Source organism: Flavobacterium sp. Root186 (genome assembly GCF_001428525.1).
Classification (GTDB): domain Bacteria; phylum Bacteroidota; class Bacteroidia; order Flavobacteriales; family Flavobacteriaceae; genus Flavobacterium.
Genome location: NZ_LMHW01000010.1, coordinates 867,631 through 882,472, shown reverse-complemented (window position 1 = coordinate 882,472; position 14,842 = coordinate 867,631). Strand labels below are relative to the sequence as shown.

Annotated in this window: 12 protein-coding genes and 1 other RNA gene; 3 read left to right on the top strand and 10 right to left on the bottom strand. The window is 32.8% G+C overall.

Annotation, left to right across the window (positions count from 1 at the left end; translation table 11 throughout):
* Positions 1-39: 39 nt before the first annotated feature.
* Positions 40-1,242, bottom strand: coding sequence for an NAD(P)-dependent oxidoreductase (locus ASD98_RS07675; RefSeq protein WP_056202306.1), 1,203 nt, complete (start codon positions 1,240-1,242; stop codon positions 40-42).
* A gap of 241 nt (positions 1,243-1,483) precedes the next feature.
* Between ASD98_RS07675 and ASD98_RS07670 the strand changes: the two genes are divergently transcribed.
* The 3 genes from ASD98_RS07670 (at position 1,484) to ASD98_RS07665 (ending at position 4,070) form a co-directional block, all read left to right on the top strand.
* Positions 1,484-2,686: a serine hydrolase gene (locus ASD98_RS07670; RefSeq protein ID WP_056202304.1), complete on the top strand. Its 1,203-nt coding sequence runs from the start codon at positions 1,484-1,486 to the stop codon at positions 2,684-2,686.
* Between the two features lie 218 nt (positions 2,687-2,904).
* Positions 2,905-3,302: a transfer-messenger RNA gene (gene ssrA / locus ASD98_RS23675) on the top strand.
* Between the two features lie 417 nt (positions 3,303-3,719).
* Positions 3,720-4,070, top strand: a complete 351-nt coding sequence (locus ASD98_RS07665) for a hypothetical protein (protein WP_056202302.1) — start codon at positions 3,720-3,722, stop codon at positions 4,068-4,070.
* 196 nt (positions 4,071-4,266) lie between these two features.
* Here the strand turns inward: ASD98_RS07665 and ASD98_RS07660 are convergent, their stop codons facing one another.
* The 9 genes from ASD98_RS07660 to ASD98_RS07625 all read right to left on the bottom strand — a co-directional run bounded on the left by ASD98_RS07660 (position 4,267) and on the right by ASD98_RS07625 (position 14,795).
* Positions 4,267-5,277: a bestrophin family protein gene (locus tag ASD98_RS07660; RefSeq protein ID WP_056202300.1), complete on the bottom strand. Its 1,011-nt coding sequence runs from the start codon at positions 5,275-5,277 to the stop codon at positions 4,267-4,269.
* Positions 5,278-5,352: 75 nt separating this feature from the next.
* The gene (locus ASD98_RS23820) at positions 5,353-5,544 is read right to left on the bottom strand and encodes a hypothetical protein (protein ID WP_128414793.1); all 192 of its coding nucleotides are present in this window, start codon (positions 5,542-5,544) and stop codon (positions 5,353-5,355) included.
* Positions 5,545-5,573: 29 nt separating this feature from the next.
* Entirely contained in the window at positions 5,574-6,452 is an 879-nt protein-coding gene (locus tag ASD98_RS07655; protein WP_199866276.1) for a pirin family protein, read from the bottom strand.
* A 210-nt stretch (positions 6,453-6,662) separates the two neighbouring features.
* Complete coding sequence (locus ASD98_RS07650) at positions 6,663-7,418, bottom strand: SDR family oxidoreductase (protein ID WP_056202294.1); 756 nt, start codon at positions 7,416-7,418, stop codon at positions 6,663-6,665.
* 230 nt (positions 7,419-7,648) lie between these two features.
* Positions 7,649-10,294, bottom strand: a complete 2,646-nt coding sequence (locus ASD98_RS24335; RefSeq protein WP_242412088.1) for a sigma 54-interacting transcriptional regulator — start codon at positions 10,292-10,294, stop codon at positions 7,649-7,651.
* 164 nt (positions 10,295-10,458) lie between these two features.
* Positions 10,459-12,666, bottom strand: a complete 2,208-nt coding sequence (locus tag ASD98_RS07640) for a peptidase domain-containing ABC transporter (RefSeq protein ID WP_056202290.1) — start codon at positions 12,664-12,666, stop codon at positions 10,459-10,461.
* Positions 12,667-13,626: a hypothetical protein gene (locus ASD98_RS07635; RefSeq protein ID WP_056202288.1), complete on the bottom strand. Its 960-nt coding sequence runs from the start codon at positions 13,624-13,626 to the stop codon at positions 12,667-12,669.
* Entirely contained in the window at positions 13,619-13,837 is a 219-nt protein-coding gene (locus ASD98_RS07630; RefSeq protein ID WP_056202285.1) for a hypothetical protein, read from the bottom strand. The genes ASD98_RS07635 and ASD98_RS07630 overlap by 8 nt, the downstream gene beginning before the upstream one ends.
* Positions 13,797-14,795, bottom strand: a complete 999-nt coding sequence (locus ASD98_RS07625) for a RimK family alpha-L-glutamate ligase (RefSeq protein ID WP_056202281.1) — start codon at positions 14,793-14,795, stop codon at positions 13,797-13,799. The genes ASD98_RS07630 and ASD98_RS07625 overlap by 41 nt, the downstream gene beginning before the upstream one ends.
* Positions 14,796-14,842 lie beyond the last annotated feature (47 nt).

Below are 14,842 nucleotides of genomic sequence, written 5' to 3'. Positions count from 1 at the left end.
AGTAAGTTAACTCATAATTCATAACTCTTAACTCATAACTTATTTACCGTCTACATAATCTTGTAAATAGCTGAATCTTTCTGTAAGTTTTCCGTTTTCTGTGATTTTGGCGCGTTTTAAAATTCCGTCTTTGTCTCCGTTGAAAAAAGCTGGAATTACGTGCTCCATAAATTGTTCTCCAAAACCTTCGCTGGCATCCTTTGGTATTTCACATGGAAGATTATCAACCGCCATAACAACAACCGCTGCCGGATGAAAAATATCAACTTCTTTATCTTCTAAAGGAAAATAACCATAAAGAGGTTCTGCAATTGTCGAAGAACGAAGTGTACTGGCAATTGGACCGTTTACATCGCACGAAATATCAGCCACAACTTTTAGTTTGCAGTCACTTGCGTTTAACATTTCTCTGGTCAAAATCATAGGAGCATTACTTGCATAAAAATGACCGGCAAAGTAGATATCTGAAACTTTCGTGAATTTTTCAAAATCTGAAGTGTAAGCTTCCGGATTTTCGACAAAATCATTAAAATCTAAAACCTGACCGTCTATACGTTTATTATATTCTAAAACGTCTAACTGAACATACACTGCCTGCGCATATTTTTTAGTGAGGTAATTATCTACCGTGATTTCTTTTATTTTAATAGCATCCAAAATTTCTTTTGCACCGCTCCCCACCTTTCCTGTTCCGGTAATTACAAATTTTAAAGCCGGCATTGTAATGCGTTTTAAATGCATAATCAAGGCTTCTTTTCCTGAAAGGGTTTCAGCTTTTGGAAGTTTAAATAATTCGAATTTAATTCCGAAGGCTCGGATTCCGTTATACACACCAACCATTCCGGCATATTTTCCAAAACCAATTAATCGACGATCCAACGAATCGACAATTGTTTCATGATCGTATAAGTCAATTTTTTTTTCTAAAATCGCCTGAAGTAATTTCTTGTTATAAGGCTGTTTTTTTATCGTATGAGAAAAAAAGAAATATGCTTTGTTTGGAATTAAATTGTCAACAGGAACTTCTTTTACACCAAAAAGAACATCACAATCCGAAACATCTTCTGTAACGTTTATTCCCATATTTTTATATTCTGCATCAGAAAAAACTCTAATGTCTGAACTTTCTACTTCAACAGAAGCTTCATGGTAAAGCTGTTTTAGTTTTGTCAGCTCATTTGGAGAAAAAACAACTCTTCTGTCTGGTGGGTTTTTTCTTTCTTTTATTATTCCAAATTTCATTTAAATAAATTTAAAGCATTTAATAATATAACTTTTCACATCGTATTTGTTTCAAATATAACAAATATAGTTAAATTTTTGTTTCTAATTTACTATTTAGAATGTTTAAAAACCGTTAGTGGCTGAAAAACAAAGAAATAAAAAAAACAGTTCTTAAAATTATGTTAAAACCATGTTTTTAAACCATCAAAAACTGAGAATATAACAAAATTGAATTCGATATATTTGTTTTTAAAGAACGATGCAAATGATTTTCCTTAAAAAAACAAAGATACCACAAATACTTTTCTCTGTACTAGTTTTAAGCTCTTGTGGTAATGACAATAAAACAAAAAAAGCTACTACTCCTATAGTCGAAGATACATTACCTAAAATGAAGCCGTTAGGTTCTGAAAAGAAAATTTCACAGGCTTATAAAAATTCGGTAATTGGCAGAATAAATCATTTTTATTATAAAAACTGGCCCAACAACAGCATGAACGGAAGCTTTTTAGTTGCTCGAAATGGTCAGATCATTTACGAAAGATACAATGGTTTTGCCAATAAAAATGAAGGAACTAAAATTACAGCAGAAACGCCTGTACAGATTGCTTCTGTAAGCAAAGTATTGACTGCAACTGCAGTTTTAAAATTGGTGAATGCCGGTAAAATAGATTTAGATCAAAAAGTAAATACAATTTTAAAAACGTTTCCTTACGAAGACTGCACGATTAGAATGCTTTTAAGCCACCGTACCGGAATGCGTAATTATGCTTATTTTACAGATCACGACAAATCGGTTTGGGACAGGCATAATCAGCTGACCAATAAAGACATTTTAGAGCTTTTGGCTACTAAAGATATTGGTTTAGAATCTAAAACCGGAACCCGTTTCAGCTATTGTAATACCAATTATGCAATGCTGGCTCTCATCATTGAAAAAATCACTGGTTTAAGCTATAAAGAAGCAATGAGTGAAATGATTTTCAAACCTTTAGGAATGACGCATACCTATGTTTTTGATGATGATAAAGACAAAAAAACGATTGTTCCTTCATACAAAGGAAATGGTGTAGAAATTGGTTTTGACTATTTAGATAATGTTTACGGAGACAAAAACGTCTTTTCTACTGTAAGAGATCTTCTAAAATTTGATCGTGCAAGACAATCACCGGACTTTTTGAAACCTGAATTACTAAAACAAGTTTATACAGGTTATAGTAATGAGCGTAAAGGAACTAAAAATTACGGTCTTGGAATTCGAATGATTAATTGGGAAACGGGTCAAAACTTTTATTTTCATAATGGATGGTGGCATGGCAATACCTCATCTTACATTACTTTAATGAAAGAGCATGTTACCATTATAGCATTGTCTAATAAAATGACAAGAAACACTTATGCTGTTCGCAAATTAGCTCCAATTTTTGGAGATTATCCTTTTAATTTTAAAGACGAAGAATAAAATAGTAATAAAGTCGAAAGTTGTAAAGTCTTAAAATTGTTGCCAGTATTGACTTTGTTGTTTTTTAACTACACCAATTGGGTGAAATAAAAAGAAACAATCGTAATCAAGCATGTGACTTTAAAAACTTTATAACTTTCGACTTTTGACTTTCGAATTTTTCTGAAAATTTTAGTAGAAAGTAATTTCAAATACTCTAAATTTGCAGACTCATTTTTGGGGTCGACTGGTTTTGACAGCAAGTCGAATTGAACAGTAAGCACGTCGAGCATTGAGACCTTGCTCGTAAATATAAGATCTCAAACTTTTACACGGCGAAAATAATTACGCTTTAGCTGCATAATCCGAATCATAGTAAGATTGCGCCACGTCTCTACAAGGTAGAGAAGCTGGATTCTCCTGGAAAGCCTTGGTTTGTGGCGTTCCGTCAAGGGGAACCGTAAAAATAAACCTAGAGATCCATGAGCTTCGGGTGGGTTTCGAAAATTAAGAAGATAAGTGTTCGGTGGCTGTTTCTGGCCTAGCTTAACATCGAAAATCTAATCAGGAAATAAACGTGTAGAAAGCTCTTTAGTTGCTTGTTTGGACCCGGGTTCGATTCCCGGCGACTCCACTGAAAAAAACCGCATTAGACTAGTAATAAAGTCTTTGCGGTTTTTATGCTTTTATATTTGTACGATTATTGTATGGTAACAATAGGAAATTATTTTAAACCCATACTACATACTACATTTTTGAAAGTCCTTTAAAACGTTAGTGATTCTGTTATATCGATTTTCTTGAACAGATATTCAATATTTACATCTCCACCGCTATTATATCCTCTTGACCTAGAAACATTATACTAAATCTGATTTAGATGCTCTAAGAAAAAAATTAAAAATCAGGAGATGATTCAATACGCAAAGAGGCTGAAGAAGAAATAGAAAATACGATAACTCTTGCCAGAAAAACTTTTGGAGCTGATATTGCTAAATCCTGTCATCATGGAAGTTCAGACTTTACAAGCGAGTTTTTAAGTGCTATATATCCTATGGCAACAGTTATATCAAGTGGGGACGAAGAACCTCATGCTCATCCTCGACCTGATACCCTTGGCACTATTGGAAAATATAGTCGCGGGAAGCGATCCCTCATTTTTTCTACTGAATTGGCTCGTTCAACTCCTGAATTTAAATTGGCAGCAAAACAAGTTGCTACTACCCCACAGGAAAAACAATATAAAGAGAGATTAGTAACAACTTATGGAATGATAAACCTTCGTACAGATGGAGAAAAAGCAATAATGGCTCAAAAGCTTGAGGTGCGTGCACCTCGAGGCGAGTGGGATATTCACAAATTTATATATGATTCTTCAATTGATGAATTCAAATATATCTTTTAATTTTTATAGACCACATTAAAACAATAATGTTATGGTTTTCTATCGAAAATCAACTTATCAATTAAATCAAAAAATAAAATTATACAAATAAACATTTATATAAACAGAAAATTAAGTTTTTAGAATCGTATTCACCATACAAAAAGCCCGTAAACTTTATTGTTTACAGGCTTTTTTTAAATATTAAAAAGATCCGTCACAACACAATATTATGCTGCGCCTCAGCCAAAACCGGCAAATCCGTCTCCCCTAACATCTCTCTCAAATCAATCTCAATAATCTTAGATATTTGCGAGATAGGTACATCGTTCGCATTTCCTTCAAAAGGATTTTCGGTGCTCTCTCCCACTTGTCCAAGCGAAGTATACATCCACGAAATAATAACACTAAACGGAATCACCAGCCAAACCATATTTCCTTGTGCAATGCCGGTAACCGTGTCATTCATTTTATCAAATTCTTTTAGTAAACCAAACGGAAGCAAAAAACAAAATAAATGCACCAGCAGTGTATTTATAATCGCATATTGTCTCGGATACGGAGAGTCTTTTAATTGCTCGCTTCTGCCCTGCTGTGCGTAAAAATCTTTTATGGTTCTTTGAAAATCAACAAACTGAAGCAGGACAATTTCTTCGTCATCAAACAACTTTTTTAATGTTTTGCTTTGAAGCGCCATAATTTGTGTTGCTTTATTTTTAGTTTTTAGAATATATTCTAACTCTTCGGGAGAAAGAAATTTTGATAATTCATCTTCAAGGCTAATTTCATTTTCGGGAATAACATAATAAAACTGCTGATATTCTGCATTGTGCTTTTTCTGGCTTGCTTCCCAAATACGGTACGAACGCATTTCGTATCGCAATGCGGTAAGCCAGGCAAAATGACGATAAATAAGCAGTTTTGATTTCTCTGGATCGTTTACAAAATCCCGACTCATGATTCCCCATGAACGGCTGGTATTTAATATAAAAGTCCAAATTTGCTGTGCTTCAACCGTTCTGTTATACGTCTGTGTGTTTTTAAAACCTACAATAAAGGCAGTTGCTGTTCCTAATAAAGCGACGACAGTCCAGGAAATTCCGAGCCATTTTAAATCAAAAACTTCATATAAAACAGTAGGTACAATGCTGATAACAAGCAGTACATAAATGCTTTTTCTGGTCCAGATAATAAACTCTGATAATTTATACGATTTACCTATATACATGATTGTATTTTATTTTTTGTTTACAATATTGAAAACAAGCATGTCTTTAGGGGCACAGACATGCTTGTTTTATTTTTAAGAAATAGAAGTATAATCTTCTTCTTCGTTCTCGTCAAATGGCTGATCCTGCATGTGTACGGTTTCATCCAGTAATTCACAGCCATCGGTTAAATCGTGGTGATGCAGATTGAGTTCATTTTCGGGTTCGTTACTGTGAACTGGTGTTCTGGACAAACCCATTATTTTGAAAAGGTTGATAAGTTTCATGATTTCATTTATTATGGTTAATTCAATTTCTAAACCGGCTTTATTACTTTTCGGTTTTCACCTTTTCTTTCGATAAAGCCCATTTTCCCATTTTTAAAATTTTCTGTCGCGTTTGCTAAAGCTTCTTCAGAATCCATTACCAAAGCTCCTTTAGAGAATAAAGGTTCGTGCAGCGGTTTACCCGAAATAAATAGTAATTCGCTGTTTGTGATTGCGATAAATTTTATCGTTTCTTCAAAATCTGATTCTCCCATTGCGATTACCATTCCTTCTTCTAGTTGAGTCGTAGATTGATTGGTCATAAAATCAAAATAACCTTCGACTGCCAAAACGGTTCCCGACCATTGCGCCGGTATTTGATGCGAAAACTCTTTTCCTGCTTCCAGAAAAACATGCAAAATTGTAAGTTCATCCGGAGTTACTGTTTTATTTAAAGTTGTTCCGCTTCCGCCGCAAACCACTCTTACGCGCACTCCTTCCTGTTTTATTTCTGGTATTTGCAATTTGTCAATAAAGATGCTTTTAGGATCTTGCTGTTTTTGTGAAGCAGGAATATTTACGAACAATTGCAAACCTTCTACAGCGGCACCATCGGGAACTGGAAATTCTGAGTGAACGATCCCTTTTCCGGCGTATGTCCAAAGCAGGCTTCCCGGAGTTATAATGACATTATTTCCACGGGAATCTATACTATGATAGGAAGCCGATTTCTCGAAAACATAACTTATAGCCGACATTCCAGCATGCGGGTGCGGCCCGAAAATATCATGTGTGAGTTCAAAATGATCGAACCCAATAATTGGATCCATCAATCCGTCAAAATCATTGTTTCTTGCTTTTCTGGCAAAAAACTGCTCATCTCCCTGTACTTCGGGCATGATCACTGCTGAGAGTTTTAACTTGTTCATACTATTTGTTTTTGGGTTAAAAAATGCGCCGCTGCCCATTGATTTGCCGTGTTGTTGATCAGATTCCGTAAACTATTTTACGCTGACGTAGGACTAAAATGTACACGAACGGGTGGAAAGTGCACGCCCATTACAACCGCCTCGACAAACTGCCTACCCGTCATCTTCGTTTCAACGGGCTTCGAAGCTTTTTATATTTTTAAGGATTGATTAAGCTCTTTGAGGACGGTTAGGAAACCATTCTTCAAAAGTGATGGTACCCAATTTTGCTGTTACAGCTGGAACAAGAGTAAGTTCCTGAAGAGGAGCGCCAAAGTACAATGCTTTTTCATCTGAAATAACTTCAAGAGGATCATTTGTTTTGGTTAAATAATTTTGTAAAAGTTCTGAAAGTTTAAAACGTTCAGGCCCGCCAATTTCTACAATATCATTTATTGGATTTCCTAGTGAAAATTCTACCACTAAAGAAGCTACGTCTTCTGAAGCTATTGGCTGAATTTTGGCAGGAGAAATTACAACGCTTCCACCATCGTGTGCCGATGCAGCAATTCCGCCCAGAAATTCCATAAATTGAGTAGAATGAATAATCGTAAACGGAACGCCTGCTTTTCTAATTAAATTTTCCTGAGCTTGTTTGGCTCTAAAATAACCGCTGTCCTGCAAACGGTCTGTACCAACTACAGAAAGTGCAATATGATGTTTTACGCCTGCATTAATTTCTGCTGCTAAAAGATTTCTTCCTGAGGTTTCAAAAAATTCTAAAACTTCTTTATCTGCAAATGATGGGGAGTTTGCCAGATCGATTACGATATCTGTACCGTTAACTGCTTCTGCAAGTCCTTCGCCTGTTATAGTATTAATTCCTGTTGATGGCGCAGCGGCAATTACATTATGTCCCTGATCGCGAAGTTTGTTTACTACTTTTGACCCAATTAATCCTGTTCCTCCGATTACTAAAATTTTCATGATACTAATTTTTAAATTGTTACAAATTGATTTTCATTTTCACTTAGTAATAGCCAAGATGCATGCCATTCATTTAAATAATTAAAAACCAAACACTTACATAAAAAACATGTTTTAAAATTTCCCTCTATAAAGGGAATTCATTTTAGTATTCACTTTATTTAGTGAAAATAAAAATGCCCATTGCTTTTATTTCGCAATGGGCATTATTTATAAAGTGATAATGAGTTTTAAAAATAATCAGCTTTTGTAATCTGCAGTTTTTTCATTTTAGAATGAAGTGTATTTCCCGGAATATCTAAAACTTCGGCAGCACCTCCGGCACCAGAAATTTTTCCTTTGCATCTTTTTAAAGCACTGATTATAAAAAGACGTTCCATTTCTTCCAATGATTTACTGAAAATATTTTCTTCTTCACTAGTTTTTTCTGTTTTTCTCGGAATATAAACTTCTCTCAGTACATTATCTTCGGCCATTAAAACGCTGCGTTCTATTAAATGTTCCAATTCTCGCACATTACCCGGCCACAAATAACTCTGAAGCTGTTGAATGACTTTTGGTGCAATACGGTTTATATTTTTGCGATTGTTTTTATTGTATTTGGCAACGAAAAAATTAGCGAGATGTTCTACATCTTCCATTCTTTCACGAAGTGCAGGCAGATAAATTGGAAATACATTTAATCGGTAAAAAAGATCAGAACGGAAACGTCCGGCTGCAACTTCTTCTTCCAAATTCCGATTTGTGGCCGCAATGATTCTCACATCAACTTTAATGGTATCTTTTCCTCCTACACGTTCCAGTTCCCGTTCCTGAATTACTCGGAGTAATTTCACTTGTGCTTCAAGCGGCATTTCGCCTATTTCATCCAGAAATAAAGTGCTGTTATTGGCTAGTTCAAACTTCCCTATTCGTCGTTCTGTTGCTCCGGTAAACGCACCTTTTTCATGGCCGAACAATTCGCTTTCGATTAAACTGGCCGGCATTGCAGCGCAGTTTACTTTAATCATCAATTTGTCTTTTCGAGGAGAAGCATTATGAATAGCACGGGCAATTAATTCTTTTCCGGTTCCGGTTTCTCCTAGAATTAAAACCGTCGAATTAGAATCGGCTACTAAAGACATTAAGTGATAGACTTTCTGCATTTGTACGCCGCTTCCTATAATCTCCGAAAAGTTGTAAATATTTTTGATTTGCTCTTTCAGATAAACATTTTCATGCTCTAACTGCTGTTTGTAAAGCAGTAGTTTTTCGTTTGCCTGTATATTAGCAATAGCAACTGAAATCTGAGAACATAATCCTTTTAAGATTGAAGGATTCAGTTGATCCGCCAGCAGCCACAATGTACCCACTTTTAAAGAGCCGACTTTTAATAAAGCACCGTACGCATTTTCAAATCCTACTTTTTTCCACAATTGTGCAAAACCAGAATTAGTCGTTTTGAGTTCTTCTTCTACATTAAAAGCAATAGCACTTTCACTTTTTATTACCTGAGCCGTGTATGGTTCTTTTACATCCAGTTTTATAGAAACCATTTTATCAAAATCAATTTCGGCTTTTACAAATAACGATCGGTCATACATATAGGAAGTCAAACCAAATCCGTAATCATCAAAAATATTAAGCATGGCCAGTTTCGTATCCAGAAGATCACGAAGTACATTAATTATGGCGTGTTGTAAATCGTCTTTAGTCCGGACTCCGGCAATTTCATTACTAAATTGCAAGAGTACAGCTTGTTCATTGTTTTTGCTTTCTAATAATTCATTGGCAATAATATTAGACATTGCAGTCGAAATCTGGAAACATATTCCCTGCAGCAGCGAAATATTGATTTCTTCAATTGCGAGCCATAACATTCCTAATACAATATCGCCATTGCGAAGTGCAATACCCACCATTCTTTTAAATCCCAGGCTTTTCCAAAACAAAAGATAGGATGAAGTAATTCCTCGGTCTATTTCAATATCAACATTAAAAAGTAACGGGATGCAGCTATCCAGAACTCTATTTTGCAATCCGTCGTTTACAGGAAATTTAGATTGCAATAATTCTTTTAAAACAGGATCGCTATCATTTGTAATGCTCTTGTCGTATATATAAGTACTCAAAGAATTTCCGTCGCTGTTTAATTTTCGAATTACATATCCACGAAGCGGATTTATTCTTTTTAATGCGGTACGAACGGCCGCTTCGAGTTCGTCTTTAGTTCTTACTTCTGAAATATCATTGCTAAAATCCAGCAGAAATGATTTTTCCTGTTCCTTTTTCTGCAATTCTTCATTTTTGATAATATTAGAAACCGCAACAGAAAGCTGTGGTGCAATACCTTTTATAATATTCCGAAATTGTGGTGTAAAACTTCCTGGCTTATCCGTATAAATATGAATAAACCCTAAAGGTTCATTGGCGTTCCAAAGCGTCGTCATGAGTAGTTCCCGAATGCCGCCATCGTAGTTTACCTGTAAAAAATGAGGGCTTTGAGGTCTGTCTTTTACTTGTGCTACCATAAATGAAATTGGGTCTTCGGCAGCCAGAACTTCTTTTATAAACGGTTCATTGAGTGTAAAATGTGCCTTTTGCAGTTTTGCATACGATTCTTTCTCCAATATGGCATCGGCATCTTTATCTAACAAAAAACCTGCATACGTTTTATCCTTATGATCTATAAGTGTAATGGTAATATGAGTGAAATAAAAAAGGCTTTTGATTCTTTTTGAAAAAAGCAATATCAAATCTTTCTTTTCTCTTACTTTGGTAATATCTTTTCCAAGATCCAGCAAAATAGCACTTTCATCAAAAATGCTGTCGTTAGATTGTAACGCATCAAACTTCTGATCATTACTTTCTTTCGTGGTATTTTGTTTTCTTTCCATTTAAAAGCGTATTCAAAAAAATGATTAAAATTAAATCAAGTTTTGGGTGCTATAAATGTACTCAATATTTTTTTGCAAGGCCAGTATATCTCACTCACACTCTACAATTAATCTAAAATTTGAATCAGACCTGTCCCTTTTTAAAGAAGTAATAAAAGCCAAACTTAGCTTGCTAATTCTAACTGATTTTTAACTAAATTAAAGTAATCAGCTTTATTATATACCAATTCAGAATGGTCGCCTTGTTCTACAATTTCGCCATTTTTAAGTACTATAATATTATCTGCATTTTTTACGGTACTTAAACGATGTGCAATAATAACAACCGTTTTTCCTTCAAAAAATCTGTGAAGATTATCATGTATGATTTTTTCATTTTCTGAATCTAATGCAGATGTTGCCTCATCAAGTATCAATATTTCAGGGTTTTTATACATCGCCCTTGCTATTAATATTCTCTGCTTTTGGCCTTTACTTAATTCTATTCCGTTTTCTCCAATTTTTGTTTCTTCTTTTTGCGGTAATCTTGAAATAAAATCTAACACATTTGTCTGTTCAATAATTTTATTAAAAAATTCAGGATCATATTCTTGAGACATTACAATATTATTTTTCAGTGTATCCGAAAATATATATCCATCCTGAAAAACTACTGCGATTTTTTCTCGCCATTTATCAAAATTCAAAGTACTTAATGGTTTATTATCTATTAAAATTTCACCTTCCATTGGCTCATGAAATTTCATCAAAAGTTTAATAAGCGTAGTTTTACCGCTTCCGCTTGTGCCCACAATTGCAGTGGTCTTATGCAATGGAAGTTCTAATGATAAATTTGTAAAAACTTTATAATCATGTGGGCCGCTATAACCAAAAGACAGGTTTTTAATGTTTATTTTATTTTTTAAAATTATTTCATCTTCATTTTTTACGATTTCATTTTCATCTTTTTTTGTATAAATATCAGAAACCCTTTCTAAACTTATATTAGCATCCTGAAGAGAATACATAAACATTATAAAAAATTCTAACGGAGCATTTAATTGTCCTAAAACAAATGAAATCGAAAGCATTTCTCCTAATGAAATTGTATTGTCAATTACCATAATACTGGCAATCCCAATTAAAACTGTGTTTTTAACCTGCGTAACATATTTTATACCAAAATCTTGATAATTTTCAAGTTTTAAACTTTCTTTATTGAGATGATAGAGCTCTTTTTGATTGTTCTGCCAATCACTAATTTTTGCTTGTTCTGAATTATTGATTTTTATATCAGAAATACCATTGACGATTTCATAAAGTTTGTTTCTGTTTAATGCTTCAATTTCAAATCTGTTATAATTAATATGCTTTCTCTTTTTGTGAAAACGCAAAACCCAGACTATCGAAATAGTAGAACCAATAAGAAAAAGTAAACCTAAATTTACCGCATAGCTGGTTAAAACAACACTAAAGACTAAAAAAGAAATAGCGCTTATAAAAAAGTGGATTGAATTTCGAGAGAAAAAATTTTCGATTTTATCATGATCTTCGATTCTTAATAATATATCTGAGGAAAGTTTATTGTCATAAAAAGACATGGGCATTCTTATTAATTTTAAAATAAAATTAGAGAGAATCTGCATCCCGAATTTTATTTTAATATTTAAAAATAGCCATCCCTGTAAAATTTCCATTATTGCCGATGTTGAATAAACGACAAATTGTGACATTAGAATTATTAAAACCAAAGAAAAATTTTTATTTATAACCCCGTCGTCAACCAATTTTTGGTTTAAATATGGATAAACAAAATTCAGAGAGGCTATTAACAATATTATCAAAAATGCCTGCACAATTCTTGATTTGTACGGAAGAATGTTTTCTTTAAAAAAATGACTATAATTAAAGTTTTTCTCTGCAATTTTCTCCGTAGTAAATTCAGAATTTGGCTCTAACAGAAGCGCAATACCTTTTTTATCTGAATTAATATTCCAAAGAATTTCAAGCTGCTTTTGTGAGAGCTTTAGAATACCATAACCCGGATCGGCAATTGTTGCAATCAATTCTTTCTTGAAAAAAAAGAACTTTGTTGCTTTTCTTTCAATTTTTTCAAGAACTACATAATGGGTGTTTTTCCAATGCAAAATTGCCGGTAAAGGAATATCTTTTGATAATTCTTCAAAGGTTACTTTTACCGCTAAAGTATCAAATTTTAAAGAGTTGGCTGCATCTGCTAAGGACTTAAGATTTACACCATTTTTATTAGTATAAGTTATAGACCTTAAATATTTAATATCTATATACTTGCCATAAAAAAATGCGATCATTTTAAGGCAGGTTGAAGCACAGTCTACTCGCTCTAATTGTTTAAAAAACTTTAATTTTCTCATTTAAAAAATTAATTCATAAATATTATTAGATACTTTTTTTAAGTCATTAGACACAACTCTATTGTATCGCATTGCATCTTCCTGTAAATTAATTATCTGGTCATGAGATATATTCCAGAATTCCTGAAAATCATCTTTATTAATGATTGCTGAAATATTATCTGTCGCAATATTTCCAAATGAAGATTTATTTTTTATACAATTCTTTATTGTTCCTTTATTATCAATACATACTTTTTTATTGTAATAAGGGTTCTTTTTTTGAGATTCAAAATAGTATCTGAGATCTATAATTATATTCTTTTCATTAAAGTTATTATGTCTAATTTCTTCGGCATTATGTTTAATAAACAGCATATTTTTAGCCTTTACGTTTAGGTTTTTCTCCGGTGAGTTATAGAAAATAATTTTGAAAATTTTGCCGAAGTTTTTTAGTCTCTTATGAATAGCCGCAGATTCTGAACTATTCAGGTAAGGAATATAAATTACGATTGATCTAAAGCCATAAGATTTGCATTTTTCGAAGGTGTCTGCTAATTCCTCTAAATTATCAGATTTATACGAAAGCAATCTTATCTCAACATATTTAGTATATAATTCATCCAGTTCTTTTAATGCCTTATTTAGATCATAACTTTCAAAATTATATTCGATAATAGAGTTATTTATAATTTCGGGTGTTTCAAAATCATTTTCAATTGATGTAAAAGGCTCTCTGTAATCAGAAAAAAAAGCAAATTTTCCTGAAATCAAAAAATCTACATAGCTGTTAAAAATCGCTTTCTGATCAGAGAATTGTTCTCTTACCTTTTCATATTCGGTTGTTTGAAGCAAATTAATTATAGAAACTAATGTGTCTGGAATATATTTTAAACTCTTTTTTTGGAAATCACAAATTATAAAATTCTCTTTTCCTTCTATAATTTTGCAAAAAGCATAAAGATTTAGATATCTAGTCATTTTTTGTAATTATAAAATTTGAAATGGGTTTTGGCGATATGTACATTTTAAATTGATTTGAAAAATGTCTTGCGCTAGTTGTAAAAACTGCCTGAGTATATAATTCTCCTACTTCTTCTGTTTGTTTTTCATCCATCATGCGGTATGTTACAGGAAGGTTTTTAAGTTCTTTAGCAGTAAATATGGTCTTTTTTTTCAGCTTGTTTTTCATCTTGTTTTATTAGCCATTTAGCAATTTTCTCATCAATTTTGTAGTTGCATCTTTCACTTGGAGCTCCATACTGACCTCCGGGATTAAGCTCTAACATTATATATTCGTCTTCCTCTGACAATATCACATCGAATGAACATGTATTGAGATCTATACTTCTAAAAAATCTATCCAGCTTTTTTTCGTATTCTTCGGGCAGATTGTAAGGAACCCAGTTAATATTGTTGGTTTCAAAGTTTAATTTAACATCAACTTGATTTTTATTTTTTTTATCGATTATTATGGCCGTTGCAAAAAAGCTTCCATCGATATAAAAAACACGTATTTCAAATTTGCATTTTATTTTTTCCTGAAAAAGTGTAGAAACAAAATTATCGGGTAATGAATTAATAAAAGTGTCAGTAATATTGTTTGTATAAATTCTGTATGTTTTATCTTCTTTAACAAAATAACCGCTATGCTTAATAGGTTTTGTTATTACTTCATTATTACATTCTTTATAGAATTGCAATAAATGTGCTTTATTGTTGCAGACAATCGTTTTAGGCATTCTAAGATTATACTTTTTTGCATAGTATAAAACTTCTAGTTTATTTAGTGCAATACCATTGGCTGTTGGAAGCCAAATTTTATCTTTAAATCTTACAAATAAATATTTCATAAGATCTTGTGCTTCATATTTTAATTCGAATGCAGCTCTGTCTGTAGGAAATCTTTTTGGTAAATCTACTCTCAAGTCATCTTCAAATCTTCTAAACCAAATTACATTAATCTGGCTGCTGATTTCAATTCCATTAATCCAAAATTCACCAGTATTTACATTAATACTGCAATTATTTTTTTTTGAAATAAGATCTTGAAAAGTAACTTTTACAAAAGAAGCCTTATTGTATATAAGCCAGTCTATAACAGGATCTGTTCCTTGTTCATACCAATCATAAGATAATATTACTATCATAATTTATTTTAATGTTTTTTGCTAATTGAAATTTTAAGTGACAAAAA

Coding starts and splice junctions, on each gene's coding strand:
- ASD98_RS07625 (WP_056202281.1), bottom strand. CDS start 14,795: ATGATAGTAATATTATCTTATGATTGGTATGAACAAGGAACAGATCCT.
- ASD98_RS07670 (WP_056202304.1), top strand. CDS start 1,484: ATGCAAATGATTTTCCTTAAAAAAACAAAGATACCACAAATACTTTTC.
- ASD98_RS07650 (WP_056202294.1), bottom strand. CDS start 7,418: ATGAAAATTTTAGTAATCGGAGGAACAGGATTAATTGGGTCAAAAGTA.
- ASD98_RS07675 (WP_056202306.1), bottom strand. CDS start 1,242: ATGAAATTTGGAATAATAAAAGAAAGAAAAAACCCACCAGACAGAAGA.
- ASD98_RS07665 (WP_056202302.1), top strand. CDS start 3,720: ATGGCAACAGTTATATCAAGTGGGGACGAAGAACCTCATGCTCATCCT.
- ASD98_RS07660 (WP_056202300.1), bottom strand. CDS start 5,277: ATGTATATAGGTAAATCGTATAAATTATCAGAGTTTATTATCTGGACC.
- ASD98_RS07640 (WP_056202290.1), bottom strand. CDS start 12,666: ATGAGAAAATTAAAGTTTTTTAAACAATTAGAGCGAGTAGACTGTGCT.
- ASD98_RS07630 (WP_056202285.1), bottom strand. CDS start 13,837: ATGAAAAACAAGCTGAAAAAAAAGACCATATTTACTGCTAAAGAACTT.
- ASD98_RS07635 (WP_056202288.1), bottom strand. CDS start 13,626: ATGACTAGATATCTAAATCTTTATGCTTTTTGCAAAATTATAGAAGGA.
- ASD98_RS07655 (WP_199866276.1), bottom strand. CDS start 6,452: ATGAACAAGTTAAAACTCTCAGCAGTGATCATGCCCGAAGTACAGGGA.
- ASD98_RS24335 (WP_242412088.1), bottom strand. CDS start 10,294: ATGGAAAGAAAACAAAATACCACGAAAGAAAGTAATGATCAGAAGTTT.
- ASD98_RS23820 (WP_128414793.1), bottom strand. CDS start 5,544: ATGAAACTTATCAACCTTTTCAAAATAATGGGTTTGTCCAGAACACCA.